This is a genomic window from Fusobacterium perfoetens, from assembly GCF_021531595.1.
Taxonomy (GTDB): Bacteria; Fusobacteriota; Fusobacteriia; order Fusobacteriales; family Fusobacteriaceae; genus Fusobacterium_B.
This window is the reverse complement of record NZ_JADYUD010000001.1, coordinates 161494-183107: the sequence shown is the minus strand read 5'-3', so window position 1 is coordinate 183107 and position 21614 is coordinate 161494. Positions and strand designations below refer to the sequence as shown.

15 protein-coding genes, 1 tRNA gene and 1 riboswitch are annotated in these 21614 nt (G+C 27.6%); of the genes, 6 read left to right on the top strand and 10 right to left on the bottom strand.

What is annotated here, in order from left to right:
- Genes I6E17_RS00785 through tenA form a run of 3 tightly spaced genes read right to left on the bottom strand, consistent with a single transcriptional unit; the run spans position 1 to position 2102 of the window.
- Positions 1-741, bottom strand: coding sequence for an ABC transporter permease (locus I6E17_RS00785; protein WP_235234932.1), 741 nt, complete (start codon positions 739-741; stop codon positions 1-3).
- A complete protein-coding gene (locus I6E17_RS00780) occupies positions 741-1448 on the bottom strand; it encodes an ABC transporter ATP-binding protein (protein ID WP_235234931.1) in 708 nt (235 codons plus the stop codon). The genes I6E17_RS00785 and I6E17_RS00780 overlap by 1 nt, the downstream gene beginning before the upstream one ends.
- A complete protein-coding gene (gene tenA / locus I6E17_RS00775) occupies positions 1449-2102 on the bottom strand; it encodes a thiaminase II (protein ID WP_235234930.1) in 654 nt (217 codons plus the stop codon). It abuts the gene before it with no gap.
- Positions 2103-2295: 193 nt separating this feature from the next.
- Positions 2296-2385, bottom strand: a riboswitch (TPP riboswitch).
- A 135-nt stretch (positions 2386-2520) separates the two neighbouring features.
- On the opposite strand from tenA, the gene I6E17_RS00770 reads away from it, so the two are divergent.
- From I6E17_RS00770 to I6E17_RS00760, 3 genes are read left to right on the top strand one after another with little or no spacing between them, the layout of a single operon-like run.
- Positions 2521-3756: a metallophosphoesterase family protein gene (locus I6E17_RS00770; RefSeq protein ID WP_235234929.1), complete on the top strand. Its 1236-nt coding sequence runs from the start codon at positions 2521-2523 to the stop codon at positions 3754-3756.
- Positions 3756-6761 carry an AAA family ATPase gene (locus I6E17_RS00765; protein WP_235234928.1) on the top strand — a complete coding sequence of 1002 codons (3006 nt, stop codon included), beginning with the start codon at positions 3756-3758 and terminating at the stop codon, positions 6759-6761. The genes I6E17_RS00770 and I6E17_RS00765 overlap by 1 nt, the downstream gene beginning before the upstream one ends.
- A gap of 26 nt (positions 6762-6787) precedes the next feature.
- The gene (locus tag I6E17_RS00760) at positions 6788-7540 is read left to right on the top strand and encodes a YoaK family protein (protein WP_235234927.1); all 753 of its coding nucleotides are present in this window, start codon (positions 6788-6790) and stop codon (positions 7538-7540) included.
- A gap of 82 nt (positions 7541-7622) precedes the next feature.
- Here I6E17_RS00760 and glmS read toward each other — a convergent pair whose 3' ends face one another.
- The gene (gene glmS / locus I6E17_RS00755) at positions 7623-9443 is read right to left on the bottom strand and encodes a glutamine--fructose-6-phosphate transaminase (isomerizing) (RefSeq protein ID WP_235234926.1); all 1821 of its coding nucleotides are present in this window, start codon (positions 9441-9443) and stop codon (positions 7623-7625) included.
- 448 nt (positions 9444-9891) lie between these two features.
- Between glmS and I6E17_RS00750 the strand changes: the two genes are divergently transcribed.
- Positions 9892-12924, top strand: coding sequence for an SNF2-related protein (locus tag I6E17_RS00750; protein WP_235234924.1), 3033 nt, complete (start codon positions 9892-9894; stop codon positions 12922-12924).
- A gap of 91 nt (positions 12925-13015) precedes the next feature.
- On the opposite strand, the gene mnmA is transcribed toward I6E17_RS00750, so the two are convergent.
- The 6 genes from mnmA to cls all read right to left on the bottom strand — a co-directional run bounded on the left by mnmA (position 13016) and on the right by cls (position 19278).
- Positions 13016-14095, bottom strand: coding sequence for a tRNA 2-thiouridine(34) synthase MnmA (gene mnmA / locus I6E17_RS00745; RefSeq protein WP_176828815.1), 1080 nt, complete (start codon positions 14093-14095; stop codon positions 13016-13018).
- A 9-nt stretch (positions 14096-14104) separates the two neighbouring features.
- Positions 14105-14641, bottom strand: coding sequence for a hypothetical protein (locus I6E17_RS00740; RefSeq protein ID WP_176828814.1), 537 nt, complete (start codon positions 14639-14641; stop codon positions 14105-14107).
- 323 nt (positions 14642-14964) lie between these two features.
- On the bottom strand, positions 14965-16770 hold the full coding sequence (gene lepA / locus I6E17_RS00735; RefSeq protein WP_235234922.1) for a translation elongation factor 4: 1806 nt from the start codon (positions 16768-16770) through the stop codon (positions 14965-14967).
- Between the two features lie 172 nt (positions 16771-16942).
- Positions 16943-17019: transfer RNA gene (locus I6E17_RS00730), tRNA-Arg, on the bottom strand.
- A gap of 42 nt (positions 17020-17061) precedes the next feature.
- The gene (locus I6E17_RS00725) at positions 17062-17811 is read right to left on the bottom strand and encodes a PHP domain-containing protein (RefSeq protein ID WP_235234920.1); all 750 of its coding nucleotides are present in this window, start codon (positions 17809-17811) and stop codon (positions 17062-17064) included.
- Positions 17812-17823: 12 nt separating this feature from the next.
- Positions 17824-19278 carry a cardiolipin synthase gene (cls, locus tag I6E17_RS00720; protein WP_235234919.1) on the bottom strand — a complete coding sequence of 485 codons (1455 nt, stop codon included), beginning with the start codon at positions 19276-19278 and terminating at the stop codon, positions 17824-17826.
- A gap of 155 nt (positions 19279-19433) precedes the next feature.
- On the opposite strand from cls, the gene I6E17_RS00715 reads away from it, so the two are divergent.
- Positions 19434-20267 (top strand): SIR2 family NAD-dependent protein deacylase, encoded by an 834-nt coding sequence (locus I6E17_RS00715; protein WP_176828810.1) that lies wholly within the window; start codon positions 19434-19436, stop codon positions 20265-20267.
- Entirely contained in the window at positions 20261-21565 is a 1305-nt protein-coding gene (locus I6E17_RS00710) for a hypothetical protein (RefSeq protein ID WP_235234918.1), read from the top strand. Before I6E17_RS00715 ends, I6E17_RS00710 begins: the two co-directional genes overlap by 7 nt.
- The last annotated feature ends 49 nt before the right edge of the window (positions 21566-21614 follow it).

The following is a 21614-nucleotide window of genomic DNA, read 5'->3' as shown; positions in this document are numbered from 1 at the left end:
TTAATCCTTCCTCCACACAAGTATTTTCTTTTCTATGATAGTAATCAGCTGTACAAAAATAATGGCAATAACAGAGATAAGAACTATAGGTGCAAATACACCTGCTCCGTCAAGCTGTGTCATCATTCTTTTGCTGAAATATCCAAGCCCTGCATTTGCTCCAAGCCATTCTCCTATAGCTGCTCCTATAAGTACAAGAGGAATTGCTATTTTTAAAGAAGAGAAAAAATAAGGTATGCTTGAAGGTACTTTTAATTTCATAAAAATATCCCAGTCTGAAGCATTCATACTTTTAAAAAGTTCTATGTAATCCTGCTTTGTAGCCTTTAATCCGTCGTGAAGAGTTATTGTCACAGGGAAAAAAGCTATTATAACTGAAACTAAAATTTTACTCCATATTGTATATCCAAACCACAAAATAAATATAGGTGCAAGTGCTGTTATTGGTATAGTCTGTGTTGTTACTATAATAGGATAAATACATTCTTCTATATATTGGCTTCTGTCCATAATAATTGCAAGAAAAGCTCCCAATATTAAAGAAAGAAGGATTGAAATTACTGCTATTTCCAGTGTAGCTGGAAGATGATATTTAAAAAGAGGTACTCTTAAATCCCATATCTTTTTCAAAATAGCTGTAGGCCATGGAAGTATAAAAAGCATTCCTAAATATCTTGCTCCGATTTCCCAAATCAGAAAAAATATAATTGTTGACATTAAAGCTGGGGAAGGTCTCTTCATTAGTTGTCACCTCTTATAATATGTAAAATCTCTTTTTTCATTTCTGCTATTTTTTCAACATTATTTTCTTTATCTTTTGGAACTACAAATTCAGCAAAAGAATCAAGAGGTTTATCTTTGCAGACAAGAATCCTATCTGAAAGGAAGAGAGCTTCATTTATATCATGTGTTATAAATATTATACTTTTGTCAAACTCTTTAAGAGTATCAAGAAGCCATTTTTGAAGATACTCTTTTGTTATTGCATCAAGAGCACTGAAAGGTTCATCAAGAAGAAGAATATCAGCTTCTGTAAGAAGAGTTCTTAAAAAAGAAACTCTCTGTCTCATTCCCCCTGAAAGTTCCTGAGGAAGCTTATCCTGATATTCATCAAGATGAAGTTTTTTTAAGTAAGTTACTGCTTTCTTTTTCCCTTCTTCTCTGTTTTTTTTATTAAGTTCAACAGGAAGCATAATATTTTCAAGAACTGTTCTCCATGGAAGAAGCAGGTCTCTTTGAGGCATATATCCTGTTGAAAGTCCTTTGATTATTCCTTTGTCAGCCTTCTCTATTCCTGCTATAAGTTTTATAATAGTTGATTTCCCACAGCCGCTGCTTCCGACTATTGACAGAAATTCATTTTTTTCCAATGAGAAAGATATATCTTTTAAAAGAGGAATTCCTCCATCATATGAAAAAGAAATATCTTCCAGTTCCAAAACTTTCATCTACATTTCTCCTTTATAAGCCATATCCCAGAACAATCCCTCATATCTGCTTGTATTTACAAAAATTTCTGTAAGTTTTTCTTTCTCTCTTTTTGAAAGATTTTCTGAATATTTGTTTACAAGTTCTAGAAGCCATTCATTCATTTCATGATACTCTTCAGAAATGTATCCTTTAATCCAGTCAGCATAGAAATTGTCTTGTATTCCATATTTGTTGTAAAGATGTTTTCCTATAAACTCATAGCTCCATAAACATGAAAGTAAAGAAACTGCAATTTCAGGAACTCCACCTGCATAAGAAACTGCAAGCATATAATGAGTGTATGAAGCATTATGAAGAGACATCTTTGTATTTTCTATTTCTTCATTTGTTATTCCCAGTTTTTTCATATAATTTCTGTGAATAGACATCTCAGTATTTAAGATCCCATCAGCAAGGCTTGAAAATTTTGCCATTGTTTCTTCATCTGTACTTTTTACAACACCAAGAGAATAAACCTTAGCATAATCAAGCAGATAAAGATAGTCTTGAATCATGTAAAACTTAAATTTTTCTTTGTCAAGTTTTCCACTTCCTATACCATCTACAAATGGATGAGAATAAAAACTTGTCCAAAGATCCTTTACACTTTCGTAAAGTTCATCTGTAAACATATAAATTCCTCCTTAAGTATCTTAGAAAAATCATATCATACAGTTTATCTTTAAGCTTTTATTTTTGCCTTTCCACAATATAAGTATACTATCCTGTAGAAAATTTTCAAAGCTTTTAAAAGATAATTGTATTAATACAATTATTTCAAGAATAAAAAAAAGTCATTTTCTAAAACGAAAATGACATAAAAAAAACAACTTTTTGCCACTTCCCTTCGCTGGTATTATCCAGAAGCAGGTTCTAAGGGTAAAATCTCAGCAAAAAGCTCCCCTAGCAGCCAAACAATATACATTTGTAATATAAATATAGCATAAATAATTTTTATAAGCAATAGTGTTTATTAAAAATTCGCAACTGTTTAAGGGTAAAAAAACATGATATAATAATATTATCAATAATTTTTTAGGAGAATATAATATGAAAATACTTCATACATCAGACTGGCATCTTGGAAAAAAACTTGATGGTTATGAAAGAATTGACGAACAAAGAAAATTTCTTTCTGACTTATTAAATATAATAGAAAATAATAATATTGATCTGCTTATAACAGCAGGAGATATTTACGACAGTCCAAATCCTCCAATTGAAGCTGAAAGACTTTACTATGACTTCATTAAAAAACTTGGAAATTTAAACAAATGTACTGCTATTTTTATAGCAGGAAATCACGACAGTGGAAAAAGACTTACTGTTACAAGAAATATTGAAAGAGATTATGGGGTTATAATTCTTGAGTCTCCATCTGAAATTTTAGATCAGGGACAATATGGAACTGCCATTATTTCAAATTCTTATGAGGGAAGTTTTGAAATTGAAACAAATGGGAAAAAAGCTTTTATTTCTTTTCTTCCTTACATAAGTGAAATTGAAGCTGAAACTATAGTAAAAAACTTTTCAGAAAACAATAATGAAGAAATTGATATTACTTCTATGACATACAGTGAAAAAATAAAATATATTTATAAATTTAAAGAAAAAAATTGGAACAAAAAAATTCCATATATTGCTTTGGGACATATTTTTGTATCAAACAATGAGGTTGACGAAAGCGAAAATGGACTTGAATTTGGAGGAGCTTACACAGTGAAACTTTCAGATTTACCAAATAGCGACTATACCGCTCTTGGACACATTCATAAACCTATGAAATTTTTAAAATACAATGCTTTTTACAGTGGCTCTCCTATAGAATACCGTGTTTCAGAAAATAGATACAGCAAAAAAATAATAATTGCAGATGTAGAAAGAGAAAATTTAAAATTTAACGAAATTGACATCACTAATTATAAGCCGATAAACAGATATATTTGCAAAAGTATTGAAGAGGCTATTGAGTTGTCTCAGCAAAAATCAAAAAGCAACGAATGGATTTATCTTGAAATTGAATCTGATAAAACTCTTGTGGCAGGAGAAGTAAAAAAAATAAAGGAAAATAAAAATGTTGTAGATATTTATCTTAAACTTAAAGGAAGCTCCTATGAATCAGAAGAAATTCTTGATGACTCTATGGAAAAAAATATAGAAGAAGCATTTATAAAATACTATAAATTTTCAAAGAATAATGCTGAAATAGAACCAAGCAAAGAAATTCTTAATCTTTTTGAAAAACTTATTACAGAAGAAGAAAATACTAAAGGAGAAGAAGTATAATGAAACCTTTATTTTTAAGCATAGAAGGACTTCAAAGTTTTCAGGAAAAACAAGAAATAGATTTTGAAAAAATAGGAAGAGACGGATTATTTGGGATTTTCGGACCTACTGGAAGTGGAAAATCTACAATAATTGATGGAATGACTCTTGCACTTTATGGAAATATAATAAGATTTAAAACAAATAAAGACAATGAAAACAGAGATTTTTTTGATGCAGAAGCTATAAATAAAAATTCTGATCAAGCAAAAGTAAATTTTAAATTTAAAGTGGGAGAAAATATTTACAGAGTTGAAAGAAACTATAAGATAGGGAAAAAAAGTGGAAAAGTCACAAAAACTGCCATTTTATTTAAAATAGATAACAATCAAGAAATTAAACTGGCAGAGAATTATAAAGATATATATCGTGAAGTTAAAGAAAATATTCTTGGACTTACACTTGAAGATTTTACAAGATCAGTTGTCCTTCCTCAAGGAAATTTCAGCCAATTTTTAAAATTAAGTGGAAATGAAAAAAGAGATATGCTTGAAAGAATCTTTAATCTTGAAAAATACGGAGAAATGCTCTCAAAAAAAGCAAATGCCCATAAATATGAGCTTGAAGCAAAATTAAAAAATTTAAATATTGAACTAACTGCCATAGGTTTTAATCAAGATGAACTTAAAAATAAAACTATAGAACTTGAAAACTTAAAAAAAGAGAATATTAAATTAAAACAAGAAGAAAAAACGATAAAAGCTAGTCTTCAGGATATGGAAGAAACTAAAAGACTTGAAATAAAACTTTCTGAATTAAATATACAAAAAAATAAACTTGATAACCAAGCTGAATATATTAAAAATCTTGAAATCAAAAAAAATATGGCTGAAAAATTTATCCCTGTTATAGAAAAAATTCATAAAAAAAATGATTATGAAGAAAATCTAAAAATTCTTAATGATGAAATAAGTGAAGATAATAATAAATTTGAGCAAGGAAAAATGATGCTTGAAAAAGAAAAAATTCTGTATTCTAATCTTGAAAAAGAGGAATCTATTCTTGAAAAAGAAAAAGAAGAAAATCATATTTCTCAAGAAGAGATACTAAAAGTTTCTGATGAATATAGAAATTCTTTGAGGAGAAAAGAACTTAATGAAAAAATTAATACTTTAAATTCTGAACTAGAAATTTTAAATAAAGATAAAAAAAATATTTCAGATAAAACAGAAGAACTTAAAATTATTATAAAAAAATTAGAATCAGAAAAAGAATCAATAAAAGAAATTTCTCAAGATGAAATTATAAATATAGAAAAAAGTCTTATTGAAAAAGAAAATATATTAAAAAATCTTGAATTAAGAAAAAAAGAATGGGAAAAAATTACTTCAGATATAAAACTTTTAAACAACTCTATTGCTGAAAAAAAAGAAAAACTTTATGAACTTGAAAATGCTGAAAAAACTTATACTGCTGATAGAAAAAATTATTTTATACATGAACTTGAAAAAGAACTTCACGAAGGAGATAAATGCCCTGTTTGTAATGGGATTTACCACAGACATAATTCTTTTACAGAAAATATATCTTTTAATGAAGAAGAGTTTGAAAACATTCAAAAAAACATAAGAACTTTAAAAAGCAGCCTTGAAATTTCAGAAGAAAAAATTAAAAATTATAATACTGATTTAAAAAATATTTCAGCTGAAATTTCTTCAATAAACCAAATAAAAAATGAAATTAATATTCTGAAAGATAAAAAAGAAAATTTAAATAAATTAAATCAAAAAAACAAGTCACAGGTATCTTATTTTGAAAAAGAATTAAAAGAAAAAAGTTCTATTTTAAGTAAATACGAAGTTTCTTATGGAAAAAATGAAAGTGAAGTTTCTATTAAAAATCTTTCTTTAAACGAACTTAAAAAAAGCTTAGAATCTATTTCTATATCTCCTTTTTCTTTAGAAGAACTTCAGAAAAATCTTGAAGCTTTAAAAATAGCCAGTGAAAAATCTTCTGCTGCTGATAAAAAGTTAAATGAAATAAGAAAGAGAAAAAAAGAAATATACGACGAAAAAATAACTGTTTGGACAGAGAAAATTAAAATTTTTGAAACTAAGCTTATACAAAAAAAAGAAACATATAAAAATATTGCTTCAGAACATCTTAAACTTTCTGAAGAGATAAATAATGTACTTTTAGAAAATAAAATTTCAGACCTTCAATATATAAATATTATTGAAAATTCAATAAATAAAATAGAAGAAATGAAAGATGAAATAGAGAAATATAAAAATAACAGCATCTCTATATTAAATATGATTCTTGATTATAAAGAGCAACTTGGAAACAGAAGTTTTTCAAAAGAAAAGTTTGAAAATTTATCAGAATGTGGTAAAATAGTAGATGTGTCCTTAGAGCTAAACATTAAGGCAATAGGGGAAGTTACAAAAAGTATTGAAATTTTCAACGCTAATAAAAAAAGAGCTGAAGAAATTTTAAAAGAAAAAGAAAACACAGAAAAAAAACTTGACCCTGCAAAAGAAATGGTAGAACTTTTAAAAGGACGCAAATTCTTAGACTTTCTTTCAGCCGGAAAACTTCAAAGCATTACTAGAATTGCATCTGACACTCTTCAAAAAATAACAAATGGACGCTACAGAATAAATGTTGATGAGAAATCAGATTTCTCTATTATAGATAATTTTAACAGTGCAATAAGAAAACCTCAATCTTTATCAGGGGGAGAAACATTTATGGTTTCTTTATGTCTTGCTCTTGCTCTTGCAAATCAAATTCAGCTTAGAGGAAAATCAAAACTTGAATTTTTCTTTTTAGATGAAGGATTTGGAACTTTAGATTCAGAGCTTTTAGAAATAGTTTTCAGTGTACTGGAAAATTTAAGAGCAGAGGGAATGACTGTAGGAATTATTACCCATGTTGAGGAAATTAAAAATAGAGTAACAAGAAAACTTATGGTTACTCCTGCAAAAGTAGGAATATCTGGAACTATTGTAAAAGAAATATAATTAAACTTTAGAGGTGAGAAAAAATAATGGGCAGCAGGATAATGCTTATCTGGATTTGTATGCTTTCTTTTATAGGGGGTTATGTTGATGTATATGGTTTAATAACTGTTGCATTTCCCCTGACACATTTTACAGGAAGTGTGGCAAAACTGGCAATGGAAGGTTGGGAAATAAGAATTGATAAAGAAGTCTTTCAATTGGCAGTTGCATTATTTTTCTTTATACTTGGAAATATTTTAGCTGGACTTTTTATAGGAGAAAGACATTTCTCTTTCAGAAAAAGATATGGAATGATTTTTATTATTCTTGGAACTCTTATTGCTATTCTTTTCCATTTAGCACATGGAGACAAATCTTTTGCTTATCTTCTTTCTATTGCTGTTGGAATTCAAAATGGTCTTTTCATAACTTATAAAGGAATACTTGTAAGAACATCACATCTTACAGGAGCAATAAGTGACCTTGGAGTTTATATAGGCTATCTTTTAAGAGGAAAACAATTTGATACATGGAAAATATTCTATTATACTCTAAGTTTATTTTCATTTTTCTTCGGTGGTGTTGCAAGCAAAATAATGTATGATTTTCATGGAAGAGAATCTGTTTATGCTGTCTCTTTAGGATATATGCTTATAGGTGGTTCATATCTTTGCCTTAGAAAAAAACTTGAAAGAAATCTTGAATATGAAACTCTAAAAGCTGAAAGAGCAAAAAGACATAATCATAAAGAAGAAGAAAAAAAGCACAAAAGACATAGCAGTAAAAAATCTGTAAAGTAAAATTTTACTTTAATATTGTAAAAAATAATTATATTAAAATGGGGATCTTATAAAATCCCCATTTTATTTATTACTATTTAATTTATTCAACAGTTACTGATTTTGCAAGGTTTCTTGGTTTATCCACATCTATTCCTTTAGCCTCTGATGTATAATATGCAAGAAGCTGAAGAGGAATTATTGATAAAAATCCTGCAAATAAATCATTGCATTCAGGTATTCCTATAAAAATATCTGAAACATTTTTTAAATTCTCTTCATTTTTAAATCCTATTGTAATAATATATGCTCCTCTTGCTTTTACCTCTTTAATATTTGAAACAGATTTATCAATAAGATTTCTTTGCGTTGCTATTACAATTACTGGTGTTCCTTCTTCTATAAGTGCTATTGTTCCATGCTTAAGTTCTCCTGATGCAAATGCTTCAGTATGAATATATGAAACTTCTTTGATTTTCAAAGAACCTTCAACAGCAACTTTATAATCAAGCCCTCTTCCTATATAAAAACCATTTATTCTATTTTTAAAATACTCTGCTGCTGGTTTTATTTTTTCACAGTCATCTAATATTTTTTGAATCTTTTCAGGCATATCTTTTATTTCAGAAATATACTCTTTATATTTTTCTTCAGAAATAACACCTCTAAGCTCTGCTATATAAAGAGCAAGAAGATAAAATATTGCAACCTGTGTTGTATATGCTTTTGTTGAAGCTACAGCAATTTCAGGACCTGCCATTGTATATATAACTTTATCTGCCTCTCTTGATATTGTTGATCCTACAACATTTGTTATTGCTATTGTAAGAGCTCCTTTACTCTTAGCCTCTTTTAATGCTGCAAGAGTATCTGAAGTTTCTCCAGACTGACTTACAAAAATTACCATTGTTTTATCATCTATAAAAGGATCACTATAACGAAATTCTGAGGCTATATCAGCAGCTGAATCAAGTTTTGCTATTTTCTGAAGAGCAAATTGCCCTTGAAGACCTGCATGATAAGCAGTTCCACAAGCAATTATATATATTTTATTTATCTTTTCTATATCTTTATAATTTAAAACATCTGAAAAATCTGCTTTTCCATTATGAACTCTTTTATTAAAAGTTTCTTTAACTGCCTGAGGCTGTTCAAAAATTTCTTTTAGCATAAAATGAGGATAACCACATTTTGTTGCCTGTTCAAGATTCCATTCTATATATTTCTTTTCTCTCTGTACAAGATTTTCATTTTTATCAAAAATTTTTATTTCTCCTGATTTTAATACTGCTGTATCTCCATCTTCTAGATAATAAACATCTTTTGTATATTTTAAAAGTGCTGATACATCTGAAGCTATAAAATTTTCTTTTTCTCCTATTCCTATTACTAGCGGACTATGTTCTCTTGCACAAACTAACTCATCTGGATGATTTTTATGAAGAACACCTATAGCATAACTTCCTTCTAATCTCTTCTGAACTTTTATAACTGTATCTAAAATATCTCCATTATACATATCCTGTATCAATTGAGAAATTACTTCTGTATCTGTTTCAGAAGAAAAAACATACCCTTTTTCTTCAAGCTCTTTTTTTAGTACCTGATAATTTTCTATAATTCCATTATGAACTACAGCTACTGATTTATCCATACTATAATGAGGGTGTGAGTTTCTGTCTGAAGGAACTCCATGCGTTGCCCATCTTGTGTGTCCTATACCTATTTCCGAAGAAAAAACTTTTCCTTTTAGACTGTCAGCAAGATTTTGTATTCTTCCTTCTTTTTTTTCTACAATTATTTCGCCATCTGACATAAGAGCCATTCCTGATGAGTCATATCCTCTGTATTCTAAAGTTCTCAGTCCCTGTAAAATTATTTCTTTTGTATCTCCATGACCTACATAACCTACAATTCCACACATAATAAACCTCCTGATATTATTTTTTTAATGTTCATGTGTTTACTATGAGAATTGTTACTTAAACTCTTTTGTCCCACAGATTGCTCCATGGTTTTGTAAAGTTTCTCAGGGTGTAACTCCCTCTGAAGTACCCGCCGAATTTTCGAATGTCTTCAGTCCTCGTCAACTTAATATTTTAAGTTCTGGCGCTTTTTTTATTTCTAATACTCATAGTTACTCATGAAGAATATCATATATTCTTTAATTAATCAATAACTTTTTCTGACTTTTTAATGCAGAAACAAAATCATATATATTTATATTTTTTATTTTCTTTAAAATAATTTTTTTAGAATGAATTTTTAATTAATGCATTGTTTAAAATGAAATAATTTTTTTTGAAATAATTTTATCATTACATAATTTATGGTACAATACAATGTAAAAAATTTTTGTGAGGTTATTAATTATGCAACAAAGAACTACTGATAAAAAAAATGACATTATAAAAAAATTTAAAACCCGTGCATTTTTTAAAACATGGGAAAAAGGAGAAAGCCTTTTTACAAAACAAAAAACAAAAGATAATATTACTTTTTTTAAAAAAAGTGATTCACTAAGTATTTTGGCAGAAGGTGTTATTACAGAAAAAGAAAAACAATTTTATCCTTCTTTATATTATAGTTTAAAATCAGACTCTGTTGAAGTTTTTAACTGTACATGTAATTACGATAAAAAAGGACCATGTGAACATGTTATCTGTGCTTTTTTAATTATGCTTGAAAAGTATTTTCCCCATGAAGATAATTCTATAAGATTAAGCATTTTTAAAAATGAAAAACTTGTTTCTTTTTTTAAAAATACACTTAAAGATTATTCAGATGAATTTAGTTTATATATTTCTTTTAAGTTAAAGGTAAAAGAAAATGACAAAATATATATTTCAGATATTACTTTAAGAAATTATTTTAATTCTATTCGTTATAAAATTTTGCAAAATCAAAACCGTTTTTTCAATTATTCTGAAACAAAACTGCCATTTATAATGATCCTTGAAAAAGATAATTATAAAATTGAATCTCTTTCAAAAGATTTTATTAATATCCTTAAAAATTATCTTGAATATGGAAATTTTTCTAAAATTGACAGCGACTATAATTTAGAAATACCTGATTTTATGTTACCTATTTTTATGCCTTTCTTTCCTCAGATGTGTTCAAATTATCTTCATGGGGAAATATCTCCTGAAATTTTCATTTCTGAAAAAGAAGATTATTTTGTACTTGAAATAAAAAATATTCAAAATTGGTATCCTATAAATAGAGAATATATCTGCTATAAAACTGATAATGAAAATATAAAATTGATAAAAATACCTGACTATGAAAATATTGTAAATATTTTTAAAGTTTATTCAGAAACTAAAAATAAAATAATATTTCCAAAAAATAGTAAAGATGTAGGAACTATTATCTTTAATTTAAGAAAATATTTCAATGTAAAATTCTCAGATGAAGTAATAAAAAATTACTATTTTCCTGAAAAAATTCAGTCTGGAGCTTTTGTTGAATTTTCTGATGATTATTATTTTATAAAACCTAAATTTCTATATGATGGTTTAAAAGTTGAAAATATACAAAAAGAAATCATTTCAGACAGACTATATGAGTATAATCTTAGCTGTAACGAAAAATTATTTTTTAAATGTTTAACTAAAGATAAATTTAGTAAAGAAGAGTGTTATATTTTTACAACTCAGAATAAAGCTTATAATTTTTTTACAGAGCAGTCTAAAAAACTTTTTTATGATGGTAAACTTCTGTATTCTGATGATTCTAAAGAAATTAAATATATAGAAGCTGAAATTTTTCTGAACATTTCAAAAGAAAAAGATATGCTTAAAATAAATATTTCTTCTGATGTTCTTACTTCAAATGAAATTTTAGAAACTTTTCATGCTCTTTTTTATCTTAGTGGATTTTCAAAATATATTTCCTTAAGAAATAAAAGTATTCTATACTTTAAAGAAACTGATCTTAGAATACTTAAAGAATTATTTACAACCTTAAAATTTACAGATCAAGAAATTCTCTCAGGTACTTTCTATAGAGATATAGTTTATGACTTCTTCTTAAATAATTATTCTATAAATAATTTAAATATGAAAGACTACATAGCAAATTATGCTCCTGAATATCACTTTTTAAGAAAATATCAATACTATGGAACAAACTGGCTTTTAAATATGAAAAGAAAAGGTGTAGGAGGTATTCTTGCTGATGGACCAAAATTAGGAAAAAAAATGCAGCTTCTTGCTTTTTTAGAAATTCAAAACAGAGAAAATCAGCTTCCTAACCTTATAATTGTGCACAAGGAAGATATAGAAAGTTGGAAAAATAATATAGAAGGTTTTTATAAAAATTTAAAATATAAAATTATTGATAAAAATTTATCTGATGAAAAAGAGCTTTCTGATATCTCTTCAGGAGAAATTATTATTACTACTTATTCTTTTTTTGAAAAAGAATATTCAATTTTTGAAGATATCTATTTTGAAAATGTTATTTTTGGAAATTTCTATTCTGCAAAACTTCCTTCAGAAAGTTTTTATAAAGCTATCAAAAAGATTAACCGTAAAACAGCATATGCTTCTATAAGTTCTCCTATTGAAGTAGATTTAAAAGAAATATGGCTTGTTTTTTCTATTGTTCTTCCAGATTATCTTATTAATCTTGAAAAATTTTTATCTAAATATTATAACTATAAAAAGAAATCAGTTCCTGTTATAACTCCATTTATTTTACGCCGTACAAAATCTGAAGTTATTGAAGAACTATCAAATATAGTAAATACTGAAATAAAATTTTCTCTGACTCCAAAAAACAGAAGAATATATTCTGCTATTTTTAATAACTATATATATGAAATAAAAAATAATCTAGATTTAGAAAAAGATGATATTCTAGAAATGTTCCAAGAACTTAAAAATGCCTGCTACTTTACACTACAAGAAACTTTGAATGATAAAAAAATTTCTTCATTTGAAAAAAACACTCTTTTTTATAATCTTTTGAAAATTTTATTTAATAATAGCTATAAAGTTATAGTTGTTTATAATTTTAACGGAATTACTGCACATAAAGGTTCAGCTCCAGGTTTTAAAAATACACATATTTTTATTAGTGAAGAAATGAATGAAGAAGAAATAAATGACAAGTTTAGTGCTTTTAATTCAAAATCTTTAGGTGCTTTATTTGTATCTTCAAAAATTAAACATCTTCCTTGTGAATTTCCAAAAACAGATGTTATAATTTTCCTTGACCAGTGGTATTATTCAAATCTTACAAATTATATAGACTTTTCTCCTGAAAATAAAATTATTATTTATAATTTTTTTGCAGAGAATACAATTGAAGAAAAGATATATAATTTAAGAAAAAATGGTTTTAAAATAAATGATACTGATTTTTCAAAAGAAGAAATCCTTCAAATATTAAAATAAAAATATTATTAATAAAAAAATATCTGCCCTTTATACTTTCTATCGTAAATAGTATAATAAGGCAGATTTTTTATTATAATTTTATTAAATTTTATTTTATAAATCCACTGGCAATGACTTCATAGTTTTGGTCATAAAGAACTACTCCTTGTCCAGGAGTAACAGCTCTTACTTTATCCCCCTTAAAAGAAACTTTTATTTCGTCTTCTCCAAGAACTGAGATTTTACAATTATGAAACTTATCTCTTGATCTTGTTTTTGCAAAACATTCTATTCCTTCTAACTCACTTATTGAAGATACTTTTAAAAGATTTATTTTATTTGCTGTAAGAGAGTCTTTAAAAAGCTCTTCGTTGCTTCCCATAATTATAGAATTTGTTTTTTCATCAAGTTTTAACACATAAAGAGGTTTATCTGATGATATTCCTAGACCTTTTCTTTGTCCAATTGTATAAAAAGCAAGTCCTTGATGTTTTCCAAGTATTTTTCCATCTGTGTCAACAATATTTCCTTCTCTTGCAATTTTTCCATTTGTTTTTTCTATAAGAAATTCTTTTAGCTTTCCATCTTCTACAAAACAAATTTCCTGAGAATCTTTTTTAGCATAGACTCTCACTCCAAGATATTTTCCTATTTCTCTCACATCTGTTTTTTCTATTTCGCCAAGAGGAAATACTACATATTTTAATTTATCTTTATTTACCTGAGAAAGAAAATATGCCTGATCTTTACTTAAATCATGCCCTACTTTCAAAACTCCATTTTCTATATTGCTGTAATGACCTGTTGCAATAAAATTCGCTCCTTTTTCAAGGGCAAAATCTATTAAAGCTCCCATTTTTATATGTCTGTTACATATCATACATGGATTTGGAGTTCTTCCATGTTCATACTCATTTATAAAATAATTTATAACTTTATCACTAAAAGACTCTGTTAAGTCTAAAACATAATGTTCTATCCCTAAATCTTCACAAACTTTTCTGGCATCAGCATCAACACCTGCTTCACATGTTATCATTGTGACACCAAAAACTTTATACCCTTGTTTTTTTAAAATATATGCTGTTACAGAGCTGTCTACTCCCCCACTCATTGCAACAGCTATTGTTATATTTTCATTTTCTTTTCTGTATTCAAGCAGTTCTTTAAAATTGTTAATATCAAACATTGCAACTCCTTATATCAAATTTACAATAATATATCCAAGTGCTGCTATTCCAAAAGTAAGAATTATAAAACTTGCCAGTTTAGATAATTTTATTAATAAATCATCTGTTATAAATCTTTTAAAATATGTAAGCACTTGTACATTTATAAACCATGAAACAACTCCTGCTGTTCCTATTCCTCCTGCAAGAAGTAGATAATTATCTGCATCCCCTACAACACTCAAAAGAGTGTATATAAAAATTATTGTTACTATTCCTGTCACATTTATAACAGACAAGAAGAAACCTGACAAATAGTTTTGAATATTATATTTATTTACTTTTGTCGGCTTTTTTATAACAACTGGTGTCTTTAATTTTTTTATACCTAAAATTATAAGACAAACACCTACCAAAGCTTTAAAAAAGAATTCATATTTTAAAATAAAACCTTCAGCCTGATTAATAAAGAAAAAAGCAACAAGCCCATATACCACATCAGAAGTAACCATTCCAAGTGCCGTTGAAAAACCATCTCTTTTTCCCTCTGTTAAAGTCTTCTCCATACAATATAGTCCTACTGGACCAAATGGAAGAGACAAAATTATTCCCGTTATGATTCCCTTAAAAAAAGTAATATTCAAGTGATCACGTCCTTAAACTTATTTATTTTTGGAGAACATAAGCCAATACTCTTGCCCTTGTTTCCTTTATCCCTGATTATTATTCTATCATAAAGAAAGAGAAATATAAAATAAAAATTTGAAATGTTAATTTATTGTAAAAAAAATGAAACTGTTGTAATTTTATATGAACAGTTTCATTTTATAAAATTTTTTTCTTATTAATAAGCTAGCTTATTTTAATGAACAAAGAAAACAATCAGTAATTAATTATCATTTAATTTTAACACTGATACAAATGCTTCTTGTGGAATTTCAACATTTCCTATTTGTTTCATTCTTTTCTTACCTGCTTTTTGTTTTTCAAGAAGCTTTTTCTTTCTTGTTATATCTCCACCATAGCATTTAGCTATAACATTTTTTCTATATGCTTTTATTGTTTCTCTTGCTATTATCTTTGCACCAAGAGCTGCTTGAATAGGAATTTCAAACTGCTGTCTTGGGATTACTTCTTTAAGTTTTTCACATATTGCTCTTCCCTTTGAAACAGCATTATCTTTATGTGAAATAAATGAAAAGGCATCAACAACAGTTCCTGAAACAAGAATATCAACTTTTATAAGTTCTCCTGGTCTATAATCAATAAGCTCATATTCAAATGATGCATAGCCTCTTGTTCTTGATTTTAACTTGTCATAGAAATCAAGTACAATTTCTGCAAGTGGAAGTTCATAAGTAAGCATTGTTCTATTGTCATCTATATAATTCATACCTATATATGTTCCACGCTTTTCTTGACAAAGCTCCATTACTCCACCTACATAATCTTTAGGAACAATTATATTTCCTTTTATATAAGGCTCTTCTATTATAAATTTAGCCTTTCCAGCTTCAGGGAAATCACATGGGTTGTCAATAACATAAGTAGGTTTTCCCTCCATAGTTATTCTATATTCAACTGATGGTGCTGTTGAAAGAAGATCTATATTATATTCTCTTCTAAGTCTTTCAACAATAATTTCCATATGAAGAAGTCCAAGGAATCCACATCTGAAACCAAATCCTAATGCTAATGAAGTTTCTGGAACAAAGTTCAATGAGGCATCATTAAGTTGAAGTTTCTCTAGAGATTCTCTAAGAGCTCCATAATCGTCTGTTGATATAGGATAAATTCCTGCAAATACCATTGACTGTGCAGGTCTGAATCCCTGAAGTGGATCACTACATGGTCTGTTTACATGAGTTATTGTATCCCCTACTCTTGAATCTTTAATTGTTTTTAATCCTGTTATAATATACCCTACTGATCCTGAAGTAAGTTCTCCTGTTGCCTTCATATTTGGAGAGAAAATTCCACATTCAAGAATTTCTGCTTCTCTTCCAGTTGACCATATTTTTATTTTATCCCCTTTACGAATTGCTCCATCCTCAACTTTTACATAAGTTATTACTCCTCTGTAATCATCAAATTTAGAGTCAAAAATAAGTGCTCTAAGAGGTGCTTCTTCATCATAAGAAGGAGCAGGAATTCTTTGAACTATAGCTTCCAAAAGATCTTCTATTCCAAGATTAATTTTAGCTGATGTAAGAACTGCATCGTCAGCAGGAAGTCCTATTACATTTTCAATTTCTTCTTTTACTCTTTCTGGTTCAGCTGCAGGAAGATCTATTTTATTAATTACAGGAATTAAATCAAGGTCATTTTCAAGGGCTAAATAAACATTAGCAAGAGTTTGAGCCTCTACACCCTGAGCAGCATCTACAACAAGAAGAGCTCCTTCACATGCTGAAAGTGATCTTGAAACTTCATATATAAAGTCCACATGTCCTGGAGTATCTATAAGGTTAAGCTCGTAACGGTTTCCATCTTTGGCATCATAATAAAGAGTAACTGCCTGAGCTTTGATTGTTATCCCTTTTTCTCTTTCAAGTTCCATCGAGTCAAGAAGCTGTGCTTTCATATCTCTTTCTGCAACTGTATGAGTTGCTTCAAGAAGTCTGTCAGCAATAGTTGACTTCCCGTGATCTATATGTGCAATAATAGAAAAGTTTCTTTTAAATTTTTGTAACACTTAAACCTCCCAAATAATTATATTCATTATTTTATTATAAAAGAAATGAAAAAAAAATGCAACACAAGTTAAAAATTTTATTATTTTACTTTTAAGTTGTTTTTTAAGGGAAAAAAAGACTGTCTGAAACAGTCTTTTTCAAAATTTATCTTAATAATTTTAATTTTATATCTGGCGATTCTGATGCGAATTGAACGCATGACCTACGCCTTAGGAGGGCGTTGCTCTATCCAACTGAGCTACAGAATCACTCAAACATTATACAATACTTTTCTTTTTTTTTGAAGTAATTTATTTTTCCAAGCTTCCTTTCAAACCATACATAAGATGTTTTTGTCCAAGTCCTCCAAGAAGTTTCATCTTTTGAAAATATTCATTTGCCAGACTCTTCTTTTCTTTTATTTCATTAAAATATTTATAAAAAGCTTTTATCTCGTCCATAAAATGGCTGTCACTTCCAAAAGTGATTCCTAGATTGTATTTTTTTTGAATTTCTTGAGCTATAAGATTTCTTGAATTTGGAAGAGCATGGTTATGAATTTCTATTGCATCAACCCTACCTATAATATTATAAATATAATCTTTATTCTTTATAAAATTTTTCTGAGCTACTCCTGCTATATGTGGAATTGATTTATAACATTTGAAATTTTCAAGAGCCCTTAAATAATATTCTATATCTTTTGTTGTCTTTGCCATTCTTATTTTATTTTTATTAGGTTCAACATATCCCTTATAAAAATATACCATATCATCTTCTGAAGCAAAATAGATAAGAAGTTCAAAACCATCACAGCAACCAAGTTCTATTGCTGGAATAACATTTATTCCCAATTTTCTTAAAAGGATATTTCCTCCAACTGCATTATGATCTGTTACAGCTATCAGATAATTTTTATCCTCTAAATAATGTAAAAGACTTTTTCCACTTATAAAGCCATCTGAATAATTTGTATGAAGATGAAGATCTACAAAGGTTTTATCCTTATGTCTGTCTGTATAAAAATTCTTAAAAAAATCATCCAAATCATCTAAACCCATTTTATTTCCTCCTTAAATTACTGGAGATATTAATCTGCATATAGACTCTTTTATTTTTTCAGATACATTTCTTTCTTTCATAACCTTATAGTCTAAAGAGACAGATTTTGAAATATCTTCAAAGAATATTTGTCTCAAGTGACCAACAAGCTCTAAATCATAGACATTAAAGTTAATCTCAAAGTTTTGATAAAGACTTCTGTAATCAAAATTAGCACTTCCAAAAGAAGCTACTTCATTATCTATTATTATAAGTTTACTGTGGAAAAATCCATCAGTATATCTGTATACTTCAGCTCCCATTTCTAAAAGTTCTACAATAAATCCTTGATTTGCCCAATAAACAAAAGGATGATCTCCTATATAAGGAACTATTATCTTTACTTCCACACCTGACATAATCGCTATTCTCAAGCAGTCAAGGAGCAAGTCATCAGGAACAAAGTATGGTGTTTCTATATATATACTTCTTTTGGCACTCATTATAAGATTCATAAAGCAATCACGAATTGTTCTTGTCTGATAGTTAGGGCCACTGCTTACAATCTGCATAGCATTTATATGAAATTTTTCTTTTCTCTCTTCAATATTATTCACTTTACTACGAAGTTGTTTGTCAATATCTCTCAGATTAACTCCTTTATGAACAAAGTTCCATGAAATATAAAATTCTCTGTCAGCATCAACTGCTATTTCTCCATTTATCCTTGCACCTGTATCTCTCCAGTTGCCAAGCTTTCCTTTGCCTATATATTCATTTCCTATATTGAAGCCTCCTGTATATAATATTAGACTGTCAATTATACACATTTTTCTATGATCACGATAATTTGCTCTTAAATTTCCAAATCTGAAAAATGGAAAATGAGAAGGAAAAAAAGTTTTTACTTTTATACCAGCTTTTTCAAGCTGCTTTATTCTTTTTCTTTTAAGAATTTTTGTTCCTATCCCGTCAATAATTATTTTAATTTTAACTCCTTCTTGTGCTTTTAAAATAAGTTCGTCATATATTCCACTTCCAAACTCATCATCACTGAAAATATAATACTCCATATTTATTGTTTCTTTTGCATTTCTTATATCTTCAATCATTCTCTGAAAAAAAGAATTTCCTTCTTTAAAGAAATAAACATTATTAAGATATGTAACTTTATTTCCTACAGATTTTACAATGTAGCTTACAAGTTTAGTTCTCTTTTCCACAAGCTGAACTTTATAATGGTTTTCTTTATATATCTGTCTTAAAAAATTTCTTGTATAAAATTTTTCTGTATTTCTTTTTTTATAAAATTTCATACCAAAAAACAAATATGCAATAAAACCAAAATATGAAGTTAAAAGCAAAATAGTTATCCAAAACAAAGTGTATACTGGTCTTTTCCTCTCAAAGAAAAGAACTACAGATGCTAAAAAGATGTTTGCAACGAAGATGTAATCTCCAAGTAAATGAAATACCTGCTGTAACATATACTCCTCCTTTTTGATGGCTATTTTTTATTAAAAAAAATTTAATTCTTTACCCTAATACATTATACACTATTTTTTTAATATTTCATTGAGAATTTTATAAATATAGTATATACTTATAGTGAATACATTAAATTTATAAGCGAGGTTATTATATGAGCTTTTTTGAAAAACTTGACTTAGAAAAAAAACTTAATATATGTACTGGCAATTTTTTTGAAAAATCTAATGGCTTCCCAAGCAGAGATGGACTCGTTGAAATTTTAGCTAATCAAATAAAATTTAAAAATATAAAAAGCTTTAATGACAGACATTCTTTGTTTGAAGTCAGTCAATGTTTTGTAGATTCTGTAATAGGAACGAAGCAGTCGCTGTATAAAAAAATACAAGGAATATATGAGTATAAAAAGAGCAGTAACTGTTATCTTGATGCTCTTATAGAAGCTGATTTGGTAGGAGCAGTTATAAATACAAACTATGATTCTTCAATAGAAGAAAGTACAAGGGTTAAAAAAATCACACCATATGATAAGGAAATTTTTACTGATGGAAAGGTAAGACTTTATAAAGTTCTTGGAGATTTAAGTAACTATGAAAATTGTGCTGTAACAGAGCAAGATTTCAGAAGACTTAGAGTTCTTCCTTTCTATACTGTTTTTTGGGATAGTATAAGATATGAACTTAAGCATAGAAGTACAATTTTTTTAGGGGTAGATTTTGATGATTCTGATTTCTTTACAATTCTTGATTTCATTTTAAGCAGAAATTGCGAAGATATAAAACCTATGTATGTAATAACATCAAATTCTATTTTAAATCCAAAGGTAATGGAATTTTTCAATAAGTATAATATTAAAGTTCTTGCTTCAACTGAATATGAATTTTTCAGAGAACTTAAAAATTATACAAAAAATCCTAATATAGATTTAAATAAACTATTCCCCCAGTTATACAGTGAGTTGATGAACGAAAAAAAGTTCCAATGGTAGTATCAGAAGATGAAGCAGAAAATAGCAGGATAGAAAATAATGAGATTGAAAGTATTAGTAATCTTTCTCAAGAAAGCACAATTGAAATAGAAAATAATGCTGCTGAAAATGTTCTGCCTGAAGTTTCTCAATCTTTAGAAAAAAATCTTACATTTAAAGAAATTACTGAAGAAAAAATTGATACTACTGAAAACTGCATAAAAGAACTACCGACAGAAAGCAAAACTGAAGAACTGCAGAAAAATTTAGAAGATACTGAAAGCTTTGAAGCTATAACAGAAAAACAATATCAACTTTTTGGAAATAACATTTCTACTGAAAATAATTTCTCTCAAGAAAAAGAAATTAAAAAAGAAACAAAAGTTGAAAGCTCAGAAAGTGAAAATATAACTTTATCTGATGCTATATCTCCTGATCCTGAAAAAATTCTTTCAGATACTGAAATTATAAATGAAATTAAAGAAACTGAAAATATATATGAACCTAAAACTGTTTCTTTTGATTTTTCTCAGGATATGGGAAAATTTGAAACAGCTTTAGAGATTAAATATAGTTCTTTAAAGCTTTCTCAGCTCCCTATTAAAATTTCTAATATTCCCGAAGGAATGACTTTTCCTAATCAGGTTGTAATTGGAAATACAGGAATAAAAATAGGAAATGACAGTATCAATAATTGTCATTTAAGAATCGTTTCTAATGAATCTATAAAAATGCTTGAAGTAAAACATAGAGAATTTAAACTTGGACTAAGTGTTTCACTTAATAATGACACTATAAAAGCTTATGGAAGTGTTCGCTCATATGAAATAAGCTCTCTTATAAAAAATTCAAGAATGCTTAAAGTCTTAGAGATGCTTGAAAAAATATTTAGTGGAGCACCTATTTCATTTAAAGTAAATAATCTCTATGGAGATATTACAGCTGAAGACAGAATAGAACTTATGAGAATAAAAACCGTTCAGCATTTCTTTGAAACACTTAATAAATCAGGATACAAATTCCAAGCTGATAAACTTCCTGAGTGTGAAAATATCTATTATCTTCTTGAGCTTAATGCAGCTTTAAGAGAAAACAGAATGATAGAGACATGGTGTAATTTTAATTTTAAAAATGAAAATTACAATTTACATGAAGGAGATTTCCTGATTATAAAAAGAAAGCATAAAGTTGATAAAAACTTAGTTATAGAAGAAAAAATAACTCTTAGAAATCCTCTTGAAAAAAATAATATTTTTAAAGAAAAAACAGCAGGCTACAGAAAACCTTGCTTAATTGAATTGTCAAAATTAGAAAATTAAACTTTAAATTTTTAAGTTTTGGTAAGTAATAGAAATAAAAACTGAAAGA

What these genes read in the sequence shown, in the direction of transcription:
- I6E17_RS00785 (WP_235234932.1), bottom strand. Translation starts at nt 741, where the DNA reads ATGAAGAGACCTTCCCCAGCTTTAATGTCAACAATTATATTTTTTCTG.
- I6E17_RS00780 (WP_235234931.1), bottom strand. Translation starts at nt 1,448, where the DNA reads ATGAAAGTTTTGGAACTGGAAGATATTTCTTTTTCATATGATGGAGGA.
- tenA (WP_235234930.1), bottom strand. Translation starts at nt 2,102, where the DNA reads ATGTTTACAGATGAACTTTACGAAAGTGTAAAGGATCTTTGGACAAGT.
- I6E17_RS00770 (WP_235234929.1), top strand. Translation starts at nt 2,521, where the DNA reads ATGAAAATACTTCATACATCAGACTGGCATCTTGGAAAAAAACTTGAT.
- I6E17_RS00765 (WP_235234928.1), top strand. Translation starts at nt 3,756, where the DNA reads ATGAAACCTTTATTTTTAAGCATAGAAGGACTTCAAAGTTTTCAGGAA.
- I6E17_RS00760 (WP_235234927.1), top strand. Translation starts at nt 6,788, where the DNA reads ATGGGCAGCAGGATAATGCTTATCTGGATTTGTATGCTTTCTTTTATA.
- glmS (WP_235234926.1), bottom strand. Translation starts at nt 9,443, where the DNA reads ATGTGTGGAATTGTAGGTTATGTAGGTCATGGAGATACAAAAGAAATA.
- I6E17_RS00750 (WP_235234924.1), top strand. Translation starts at nt 9,892, where the DNA reads ATGCAACAAAGAACTACTGATAAAAAAAATGACATTATAAAAAAATTT.
- mnmA (WP_176828815.1), bottom strand. Translation starts at nt 14,095, where the DNA reads ATGTTTGATATTAACAATTTTAAAGAACTGCTTGAATACAGAAAAGAA.
- I6E17_RS00740 (WP_176828814.1), bottom strand. Translation starts at nt 14,641, where the DNA reads ATGGAGAAGACTTTAACAGAGGGAAAAAGAGATGGTTTTTCAACGGCA.
- I6E17_RS00725 (WP_235234920.1), bottom strand. Translation starts at nt 17,811, where the DNA reads ATGGGTTTAGATGATTTGGATGATTTTTTTAAGAATTTTTATACAGAC.
- cls (WP_235234919.1), bottom strand. Translation starts at nt 19,278, where the DNA reads ATGTTACAGCAGGTATTTCATTTACTTGGAGATTACATCTTCGTTGCA.
- I6E17_RS00715 (WP_176828810.1), top strand. Translation starts at nt 19,434, where the DNA reads ATGAGCTTTTTTGAAAAACTTGACTTAGAAAAAAAACTTAATATATGT.
- I6E17_RS00710 (WP_235234918.1), top strand. Translation starts at nt 20,261, where the DNA reads ATGGTAGTATCAGAAGATGAAGCAGAAAATAGCAGGATAGAAAATAAT.